6 protein-coding genes and 1 pseudogene are annotated in these 10,063 nt (G+C 49.1%); 6 read left to right on the top strand and 1 reads right to left on the bottom strand.

What is annotated here, in order from left to right; all coding sequences use genetic code 11:
• Positions 1–513 precede the first annotated feature (513 nt).
• Complete coding sequence (locus tag QUA04_RS17555) at positions 514–729, bottom strand: hypothetical protein (protein WP_333215740.1); 216 nt, start codon at positions 727–729, stop codon at positions 514–516.
• Positions 730–1,341: 612 nt separating this feature from the next.
• Here QUA04_RS17555 and QUA04_RS17550 point away from each other — a divergent pair.
• The 6 genes and pseudogenes from QUA04_RS17550 to QUA04_RS17525 form a co-directional block, all read left to right on the top strand.
• Positions 1,342–2,877 (top strand): annotated as a pseudogene (locus QUA04_RS17550) (ferredoxin--nitrite reductase); the annotation flags it as partial.
• Between the two features lie 24 nt (positions 2,878–2,901).
• The gene (locus QUA04_RS17545; protein WP_333258683.1) at positions 2,902–3,225 is read left to right on the top strand and encodes a 2Fe-2S iron-sulfur cluster-binding protein; all 324 of its coding nucleotides are present in this window, start codon (positions 2,902–2,904) and stop codon (positions 3,223–3,225) included.
• 101 nt (positions 3,226–3,326) lie between these two features.
• Complete coding sequence (locus tag QUA04_RS17540) at positions 3,327–4,661, top strand: CmpA/NrtA family ABC transporter substrate-binding protein (RefSeq protein WP_333258681.1); 1,335 nt, start codon at positions 3,327–3,329, stop codon at positions 4,659–4,661.
• 180 nt (positions 4,662–4,841) lie between these two features.
• Entirely contained in the window at positions 4,842–5,711 is an 870-nt protein-coding gene (gene ntrB, locus QUA04_RS17535) for a nitrate ABC transporter permease (RefSeq protein ID WP_333258679.1), read from the top strand.
• A 164-nt stretch (positions 5,712–5,875) separates the two neighbouring features.
• Positions 5,876–7,900 (top strand): nitrate ABC transporter ATP-binding protein, encoded by a 2,025-nt coding sequence (locus tag QUA04_RS17530; RefSeq protein WP_333258677.1) that lies wholly within the window; start codon positions 5,876–5,878, stop codon positions 7,898–7,900.
• A gap of 104 nt (positions 7,901–8,004) precedes the next feature.
• Positions 8,005–9,738, top strand: coding sequence for a nitrate ABC transporter ATP-binding protein (locus QUA04_RS17525; RefSeq protein WP_333258675.1), 1,734 nt, complete (start codon positions 8,005–8,007; stop codon positions 9,736–9,738).
• Positions 9,739–10,063 lie beyond the last annotated feature (325 nt).

The following is a 10,063-nucleotide window of genomic DNA, read 5'->3' as shown; positions in this document are numbered from 1 at the left end:
TTTAGCAGGCATTCACTTTTTCTGAATATCATTATGTTATATTATACCAATATGCGTTTTAAATGCACAACAGCTTAGGAGGCGTGATGTTGTAGATGCCGAGGCCGGATTCTATTAATAATTCGATTGTTAGATTAATAATTTTCATAAATTGTCTTTCATTTGCAGCGCTGTTCAATAATTATAATTACGTTGGTTGGGATGACTTCATTCCTCAAAGTCCTCAAATGCCGATCGCGCACAGCAGTTTTACTAATTTTACCATCAGCGTTCCACCCAACAGGCTGTCAATTGAGGGTCAAAACTGTGAATCAGCTCTTTTTCTGTAAGTGCCGCCCAAAGCGAGAATTGGATAATCAAAAAAAATCATACGGCAAGAGCATCGCACGTTTTTACAACAGCCAATAAACTTCCGGCCCTACATCCGCTGCAGCCATCGTGGGTTCCTTCTAACTCGGGCGGTGGTTTCTGCACTTGAAGCGCTGCATAAATCAATCAAATTTTTAAATGCTGTTAATATATCGCCGACAGTTCGTTGACTATCTTGACTCTTCCCTTGATCACAGAACGCAGCAGGCGGTTGATCGAATGTCTGTATTCATCGTCGAGAGAGTCGTCCAAAACAGCGGCCATCAAACCGTAGCGATCGGCTAAAGTCAAACAACCCGTATCCGTAACAGAGGCAAGCATTTCGGAAATAGCGCCGGGGAGAAGTTGAACTAAAAACATGAGACGTTCCCTGAATTCGATACTTATATCATCTCTCGTTCTCCAAAAATTAATAGTGACGCTGGCATAGCACACAAGGTGATGTTTTGAGGCAAACTGTGTGACAGCGACCCCTCTAATGTTGTGACGATCTCGTTTTAAGTCTGCGATCGCACTCACAACCTTAATCTTAGATATTCCAATTTCCCCCTCTTCCGTCCTAAATCTAAAGATTTAGAGAGATTTTTCGGTTTTGGGGGTGTCTTTACCCATTACCCATGTATAAAACGCATGGGATGTATGCGAAATATTCATAAAACTCAATATTTTGTAAAAATAGCTACGAATATTTACAATCGTGGGCTTTACATTAGCTCATAACAAAGGTGCATCGAAACAGAGCGATCTACCGAATCATCGGTAGCAACTATAACCATAAATAGTTTGGCGACGTTCGAGCCAGCGCCCAGTCAAGCTCAAGTTTACAGAAGACGAACCATGCTTAAAAGAAATTCCATCTAGTAACTAAATATACAGTTTTAAATCCATACAGTCACTAAGGTTAGCAGGAAACACACACTTTATGCTCCAAGTCAATACCTCCCCACACCAGCCAGCAGCGAGGGTAAACCGATGACCCAAACAGTAGAACCCAAAGCCCAAGCGAGCTTGAACAAGTTTGAAAAACTCAAAGCCGAAAAAGATGGCTTAGCATTAAAAGCCGAACTCGACCACTTCGCCGCGATCGGCTGGGAAGCAATGGACGAAACCGATCGCGAGCACCGCCTCAAATGGCTCGGCATCTTCTTTCGGCCAGTAACTCCCGGCAAATTCATGATGCGGCTGCGCTTGCCCAACGGCATCATTACTAGCAATCAAACCAGAACGCTAGCAGAAATCGTCCAACGCTACGGCGACGACGGCAGCGCCGACATCACCACCAGACAAAACCTGCAATTGCGCGGAATTCGCATCGAAGACGTACCCGACATCTTCCGCCGCCTCAAAGAAGCGGGCATGACCAGCATCCAGTCTGGCATGGACAACGTACGCAACATCACGGGTTCCCCAGTCGCGGGCCTGGACGCCGACGAACTGATTGATACGCGGGAACTGGCGAACCAAGTCCAAGACATGATTACGAATAGCGGCGAAGGCAACCCCGCGTTTTCAAATTTGCCGAGAAAGTTTAATATTGCGATCGCAGGCTGCCGCGACAACTCAGTCCACGCAGAAATCAACGACATCGCCTTCGTACCCGCTTACAAAGACGGCAACATCGGCTTTAACGTTTTAGTCGGCGGTTTCTTCTCCGCCAAACGCTGCGAAGCTGCAATTCCTCTCAACGCATGGGCAAGTCCCAGCGACGTTGTAGATTTGTGCAAAGCAATTTTAACTGTGTTTCGCGATCAAGGCCCGAGAGCAAACCGCCAAAAATCGCGGCTGATGTGGCTGATTGACGAACTCGGAATCGAACAATTCCGAGCCGCAGTCGAACAAGAATTTGGTCGCACTTTGCCCGCCGCCGCCCTCAAAGATGAAATCCTCTGGGACAAACGCGACCACATCGGCATCTACCCCCAAAAACAATCAGGGCTCAACTATGTAGGGCTGCACGTTCCCGTCGGACGGCTGCAGGCATCGGATTTGTTCGATTTAGCCAGAATCGCCGAGGTTTACGGCAGCGGCGAACTCAGGCTCACCGTCGAAGAAAACGTCATTATTCCCAACGTTCCCGACTCGCGGATTGAATCGCTGGTCAAAGAACCGCTGTTGCAGCGTTTTTCGCTCAACCCCGCACCTCTAACGCGAGCCTTGGTTTCCTGTACCGGCGCTAAGTTTTGCAACTTCGCCCTCATCGAAACCAAAAGCCGATCCGTGGCAATGATTGAGGAACTCGAAGTCGAACTGTCAGTTCCCAAACCGGTCAGAATTCACTGGACGGGTTGCCCCAATTCCTGCGGTCAACCCCAAGTAGCAGACATCGGTTTGATGGGAACAAAAGTTCGCAAGAACGGCAAAACCCTCGAAGGTGTAGACATTTACATGGGAGGCACAGTCGGCAAAGACGCTCATTTGGGTACTTGCGTCCAAAAAAGCATCCCTTGTGAAGACCTCAAACCAGTGCTGCGCCAACTGTTAGTCGATAACTTCGGGGCCGTTCCCAATCAATCTCAAGAAGATGTAGTTTCGCTGAACCGGCAACTGCAACTGACGGTTGACCGGGACGAAACGGCAGTCCCGGCAGCCAAACCTCAGACATCTACTGTCATTTTCGCTCGCTCGGGCAAAGAAGTTGCTTGCAGCGAAGATGAGTACATTCTCGATGTTGCCGAACGGGCCGGAGTCGAACTTGACAGCAATTGCCGATCGGGAAGCTGTGGCACTTGCCAGCAAAAACTCCTAGAAGGCCAAACAGTCTACGACAGCCAACCCGACGCGGCCCGAGACTTAGAACCAGGGTTCATTTTAACTTGCAGCGCGCGGGCGATCGGCAAAGTGTCGATCGACGCCTAATCTCGCCTAATCTCACAATGTGAGATGCGATACGAAGGTCGCGAATCAATCTCACATCTCACATTTCCACCATCTCAAAGTACAACAACAATTCAAGACAAATGAGCAACCTTTCTAGAAGAAAATTCATTATAACCGCTGGAGCAACAGCAGCCGGCACCCTCCTAGCCCACGGTTGCAGTTCCGGTTCCACCACATCTAACGGAGGTGCCACCCCCGCAGCCGGCGGCGCATCACCCAGCGCCGCCCCAGCAGTCAACATCAACCCCGCCGACGCCCCAGAAGTTACCGCAGCCAAACTCGGATTCATCGCCCTCACCGACGCAGCACCCTTAATCATCGCCCAAGAAAAAGGGTTATTTGCCAAGTACGGCATGAAAGACGTACAAGTTACTAAACAAGCATCTTGGCCAGTTACTCGCGACAACTTAGAACTCGGTTCCGACAAAGGCGGCATTGACGGCGCCCACATTTTATCCCCGCTACCTTACCAGATGACATTAGGCACTGTTACCAAAGGCAATCAGCCAGTGCCGATGTACATTCTCGCCCGGTTAAATACTAACGGTCAGGCAATTTCGCTCAGCAAAAAATACCTAGATTTAAAAGTAGGTACAGACAGCGCACCCCTGAAAGCAGCTTTTGGCAACCAAAACCTTCCTGTTGCTATGACTTTTCCCGGCGGCACCCACGACTTGTGGCTGCGCTACTGGCTAGCAGCCGGCGGTATTAATCCAGATACAGATGTTTCCGTGATTCCCATACCGCCGCCCCAAATGGTAGCGAACATGAAATCTGGCAGCATGGAAGCCTTTTGCGTAGGCGAACCTTGGAATGCTCAGCTAGTTACTCAAAAGGTAGGATACACCGCCTTAATAACTGGAGAACTTTGGAAAGATCATCCTGAAAAAGCTTTAGGTTTAAGAGCTGATTGGGTTGACAAAAACCCCAAAGCTGCAAAAGCAATTACAATGGCCGTACTGGAAGCCCAGCAGTGGTGCGGAAAGCTAGAAAATCGCGATGAGATGTGCCAAATCATCTCTCAAGATAAGTGGTTAAAAGTTCCAGTAGCAGATATTATCGGTCGCTCTAAAGCTCAAATTGACTACGGTACCGGCCGCATTGAAGCTGCCAGCCCTGTGGCGATGAAATTCTGGGCTGATAATGCTTCTTATCCCTACAAGAGTCACGATGCTTGGTTCTTAGCTGAAAATATTCGCTGGGGTTATATGCCGGCAACTACCGACATCAAAGCAACCGTTGATAAAGTTAACCGCGAAGATATTTGGAAAGCAGCAGCGACAGCACTTGGCGTCCCCGCAGCCCAAATTCCTACTACCACTTCTCGCGGTGTCGAAACCTTCTTTGACGGCGTGAAGTTCGACCCAGAAAAACCAGAAGAATATCTCAAGGGTCTGAAAATCAAAAAAGCATAATTAGTCAACTGTTGACAGTTAACTGTTGACAGTTGACTGTTAACAGTTGACAAACCCCTAAAATGGATTGATGGTGTTGGACAGAGGGAAACGGAGGGTGCGTTCGACGGTTCCAGCCTGCTGAACTCTGTTCAAAGTATCTACAAATAATCGATTATTCACAATACTGCAAAAATAAAAATGGCAACAAACCTCGCTGTTACTAAAAGCAAAAATCCAGTAAATTTCGTTCTGGATCACGTTCAAAAAAACCGCAGAAAAATCATTCGCCCGCTGGTAGCAATTACAGTTCTGCTCATAATCTGGCAAATCCTCTGCCACAGTCCAGAGTCCAGCTTGCCGGGACCAATCAAAGCTGTCCAAGAAACCTGGAATCTGATTATCAATCCGTTCTTCGACAACGGCGGTACAGACAAAGGCTTGTTCTGGCAAATTTTGGCTAGCTTGCAGCGGGTGGCGATCGGCTTTACTTTGGCAGCAATTCTGGGCATAAGTTTGGGAATCCTGATCGGCACAAACTCCTTAATGTTCGATGCTTTAGACCCGCTGTTTCAAGTATTCAGAACTATCCCGCCCCTGGCTTGGCTGCCGATCGCCCTGGCTGTATTTCAACAGTTCAATCCCTTTGAAGGCATGGGGATGAAAGCTAACGAAGTTTCAGCTCTCTTCGTAATCTTAATTACAGCAATTTGGCCGATTCTAATTAACACCACAGTAGGCGTTCAACAAATACCCCAAGACTACAGAAACGTCGCCCGCGTCTTGCGCCTCCCCAACCAAAAATATTTCTGGAAAATCCTGCTTCCCTCTTCTGTTCCTTACATCTTCACTGGCTTGAGAATTGGCATCGGTTTGTCTTGGCTGGCGATCGTAGCTGCGGAAATGTTAGTCGGCGGCGTCGGCATCGGCTTCTTCATCTGGGACGCTTACAACAGTTCTCGACTCAGTGCAGTGATTCTAGCAGTGCTTTATGTAGGAATCGTCGGTTTAATTTTAGACAGAATCGTTGGTTTCATCGCGTCCAAAGTTGTGCCCGAAGAACAGAAATAGGATTTAGCAATGGGGAATGGGGAATGGGGAATGGGGAATGGGGGATTAGTTATTAGGAAGCGGGAAGAATTATATATGCCCAATGCCCAAGACCCTGTTTTGCCAATACCCAATTTTCCATTAATAATTAGCATCTAGAAATTACCAACTAACCTAAAATAGCCATGTCAGTATTTGTTGAAGTAGACCACGTTGACCGCGTATTTAACTTGCCCAATGGAGAGCAATACATCGCTCTTAAAAATATCGAACTGAAAATAAAAAAGGGAGAATTCATCACCTTAATCGGACACTCGGGCTGTGGCAAATCTACACTGCTAAATATTATCGCCGGCCTCGACAACGCAACTCAGGGCGGGATTACTTTAGAAGGGCGCGAAGTCCGCGATCCAGGCCCGGACAGAATGGTGGTGTTTCAAAATTACTCGCTGCTACCTTGGCTGACGGTGCGCGAAAATATTGCCCTAGCAGTAAATGAAATTTACAGCGGTAACTCCCAAGAAGATCGTGAGTTGGTGATCGAACACCACATTAAATTGGTCGGACTCGGGCACGCGGCCGACAAACGCCCAGGCGAAATTTCTGGGGGGATGAAACAAAGAGTTGCGATCGCCCGCGCCCTGGCGATTCGCCCGAAATTGCTGCTGCTAGACGAACCCTTCGGCGCCCTCGATGCTTTAACTCGCGGCGGTTTGCAAGACCAGTTGATGAAAATTTGCGAGGAAAGTAAAGTCACCAGCGTGATGGTAACTCACGACGTGGATGAGGCTTTATTGCTGAGCGATCGCATTGTGATGCTTACCAACGGCCCGGAAGCGCAAATCGGGCAAATCCTCGAAGTGAACATTCCCCGCCCCCGCAAGCGTATGGAAGTTGTCAACCATCCCAGTTACTATGCGCTGCGTAACGAAATGGTTTACTTCCTCAACCAGCAAAAGCGGGTCAAACAGCGCCGGGCAAAACAACAACCGCCTGTGATCGCCCGCAACGGCTTGGAAAAAATCAACCTCGATATCGGCTTTATTCCCCTCACCGACTGCGCGCCCTTAGTTGTAGCCAAAGAAAAAGGATTTTTTCAAGCCCACGGCTTGGAAGAAGTTACTCTCAGCCGCGAACCTGGCTGGAAAGCGATCGCCCAGGGAGTCGCCGAAGGACGGCTGGACGCGGCGCAAATGGTTGCAGGAATGCCGATCGCCATGCTGTTGGGTCTGGACGGTCAAGCCCCTGTGCCCGTCTGTAGCGCCCTCACGCTGTCCCGCAACGGCAATTCGATTATTTTCAGCAAAGACCTTTACAGACAAGGCATTCGGACATTAGAAGATTTCAAAGCTGCGATCGCCAAGACTCCGGATAAAGTCCACACCTTGGGCATGGTACACTCCGCCTCCATGCACAATCTGCTGTTCCGCTACTGGCTGGCCGCCGGTGGCATCGACCCCGACCTGGACGTGGGGTTGACGGTGATTCCGCCCCCGCAGATGGTAGCGAATTTAAAAGCAGGCAACATTGACGGCTACTGCTCAGGCGACCCCTGGAACTCCCACGCAGTCAACAGCGGCACGGGTTTTGTCATGGCCCGTTCCCTGGATATTCTGCCCGGACACATAGAAAAAGTTCTCGGTGTTAGCGAAGATTGGGCTCAGAAATATCCTCAAACCCACCTCGCCCTCGTCAAAGCGCTTTTGGAAGCCTGCGACTACTGCGATGACCGCCGCAACCGCGAAGAAGTCCTAGCATTGATTAGCCAAGAACAATACATCGGTGCAGATCCGAAAGACATCCGTCCGGGGTTCCTCGACCCGTACAACTCCGGTACGGAGGCAGAACCAGAAATGCTCTACAACTTCAACCAGTTCTATGTTGACAAAACCAATTGTCCAGACCGCCTAGAAATGGTGTGGGTGATGGCGCAGATGGCTCGCTGGGGACTGATTCCCTTCCCGAAAAACTGGGTGGAAGTGGTCGATCGAGTTTTGCGGCCCGATGTTTTTGGTCAAGCAGTGCGCGAATTGGGTTTGCCGGATATCGCCAGAGATCGCCGGACGATCGAGCTATTTGACGGCACTGTGTTTAATCTCGACGACCCGATCCAGTATCTTCAGAATGTCAAAATTAAGCGCGCCGTCCGCATTGAAGAAATTTTAATTGAACAAATAGGCAGTCAGTGTTCCATCAAACTGCCAGCATAACCAGCAAATAGGAAGAGGGAATGAGGAGCAAGAAATCAGGAAACAAGACTCCACATTTTCCGCTTCCTAACTCCCTAATTTCAAATTCTCAATCGAAAGTTGTCATGTCTAATTCCCCGACCCAAAATCCCCCTCCTGAAAATATGCAAACTCTCAAAAACCCCGAAACAACAACACTTCAAACGCCAAAGCAAGACTTTCTTACTATTAAAGACGTATCGAAAGTCTACGAAACTCCTAAAGGCCCTTACGTCGTTCTCGACGGTGTAAACCTGACTATTAATGAAGGCGAATTTATTTGTTTGATCGGTCACTCGGGCTGCGGTAAATCAACTTTGCTGAATATGATTGCGGGATTCAACGGGCCGACAAACGGAGAAGTAGCCCTGGAAGGTTCGGAGATTACTGAACCAGGCCCCGATCGGATGGTGGTGTTTCAAAACTACTCGCTGCTACCGTGGCTGACTGCTACTGAAAATATTCACCTCGGCGTTGAAAATGTTTACCCGGAAAAGTCCGCAGACGAACACAATACGATCGTCAAGGAACACTTGGAATTAGTGGGGCTGACCGAAGCTTGTAACAAAAGACCGGGCCAATTGTCCGGGGGGATGAAACAGCGGGTGGCGATCGCCCGAGCTCTGGCAACTCGTCCCAAACTGTTGATTTTGGACGAACCTTTCGGAGCTCTAGACCCGATTACCAGAGAAGAGTTGCAGGAAGAATTGCTGAAAATTTGGCGGAAGGAAAAAATTACCGTCATTATGATTACTCACGATATTGATGAGGCTTTGTTTTTGGCCGATCGCATCGTGATGATGACCAACGGGCCTGCAGCTTCCATCGGCGAAGATATGCACGTTCCGTTCAGCCGTCCCCGCAACCGGGCGCGGATTATGGAAGACCCGAAATACTACGAACTTCGCAACTTTGCTTTGGAGTTCCTGTTTTCTCGCTACGCGCACCACGAAGAAGGTGAAGCAACGGACTCGGAGACAGAAGCCGTCGCGCTACCGATGCCATTACCTGCTAGCAAAAAGCCTGCGGTTGCTGACAGGCCGATCGCACCTGCACCTTTTGTGCATCATACTGCCGAACCCCCAGAAGCTTCGCCGATCAAACGCGGCATCCTGGCAGCCTCGTGGTTCGTAGCAATGTTTACTTTAGCTGCAGTCAATATGTCTGTTGTTTCCAGCCAGTTAAAGCAAGCGAAACTAGAAGAAACTGCACCGCAGGCGACGACTGCGGCGGTTGTGAGTTCACCCCCCAGCCCACAAATCGCAGCAAGTTCGATCGCACCGAATGCAAGTCCTGCACCCATTGCTGCTGCAAGTCCTGCACCCATTGCTGCTGCAAGTCCTGCACCCATCGCTGCTGCAAGTCCTGCGCCCATCGCTGCTGCAAGTCCTGCACAGAATGCCAGCCCTGCACAGAATGCCAGCCCTGAACCAATCGCTGCTGCAAGTCCTGCAGCCATAGCTGCAGCCGCTAACAGCGCGGGCGCGGCAAATGCAGCAACCAGTGCCACATCAGAGATTTCTGACCAAGCTGAACTCGATGCGATCGGAAAGCAGTTGTATGCACAAATCGACCAAAAGTGGAGAACAACTCCGACATTTACCGAAAGCTTGACTTATCGGGTCAAAGTAAAACAAAACGGCGATATCCTACAGTTCGATCCCACAAATAAAGCAGCTAAAGATTTCGTCAAAGAAACTCCTCTGCCGGTTTTACAAACTCCTGCCGGTGCCGCAGCAGGCGCTGAAAAAACTGCTGAGTTCCAAGTAACTTTTAGCCCCACTAACGGTGGCGTCTTTGAAGTTAAACCAGGGAAGTAGGCGACATAATACTCCCGCACTAAATCTCAGATGGCTATCAACAACTAGGTCAAAAGTAGTACCTGCACGCTGTTTTAGTTATGCAAAAATTCCTCCTAGCCCCCATCCTTGGGGGTGACAAGAGTTAGGTGAGGATTTCCTCTGTTTGAGGAAGATTTAGTAGCAGCCAGAAGCTGACTAAAAGCGAGAGCGAGTGGGATTTTTAGTAAGATAGCGGGTAATTTTAAATCAGGGTATTGTCCGTTTCTGGGAAGCACATATGCGGAAATTTAGTAATAATTGACACGTTATTTGCAGGAGCCCTCAGTTCCGACTATAATAACAA

Source organism: Microcoleus sp. S13_C5 (assembly GCF_036700845.1).
GTDB lineage: Bacteria > Cyanobacteriota > Cyanobacteriia > Cyanobacteriales > Microcoleaceae > Microcoleus.
Note: the sequence above shows the minus strand (reverse complement) of the source record. Positions and strands in the feature narration are given on the sequence as shown.

Excerpts from the sequence above, each read along its gene's own strand:
- QUA04_RS17555 (WP_333215740.1), bottom strand. The coding sequence starts at position 729 with ATGTTTTTAGTTCAACTTCTCCCCGGCGCTATTTCCGAAATGCTTGCC.
- QUA04_RS17540 (WP_333258681.1), top strand. The coding sequence starts at position 3,327 with ATGAGCAACCTTTCTAGAAGAAAATTCATTATAACCGCTGGAGCAACA.
- ntrB (WP_333258679.1), top strand. The coding sequence starts at position 4,842 with ATGGCAACAAACCTCGCTGTTACTAAAAGCAAAAATCCAGTAAATTTC.
- QUA04_RS17530 (WP_333258677.1), top strand. The coding sequence starts at position 5,876 with ATGTCAGTATTTGTTGAAGTAGACCACGTTGACCGCGTATTTAACTTG.
- QUA04_RS17525 (WP_333258675.1), top strand. The coding sequence starts at position 8,005 with ATGTCTAATTCCCCGACCCAAAATCCCCCTCCTGAAAATATGCAAACT.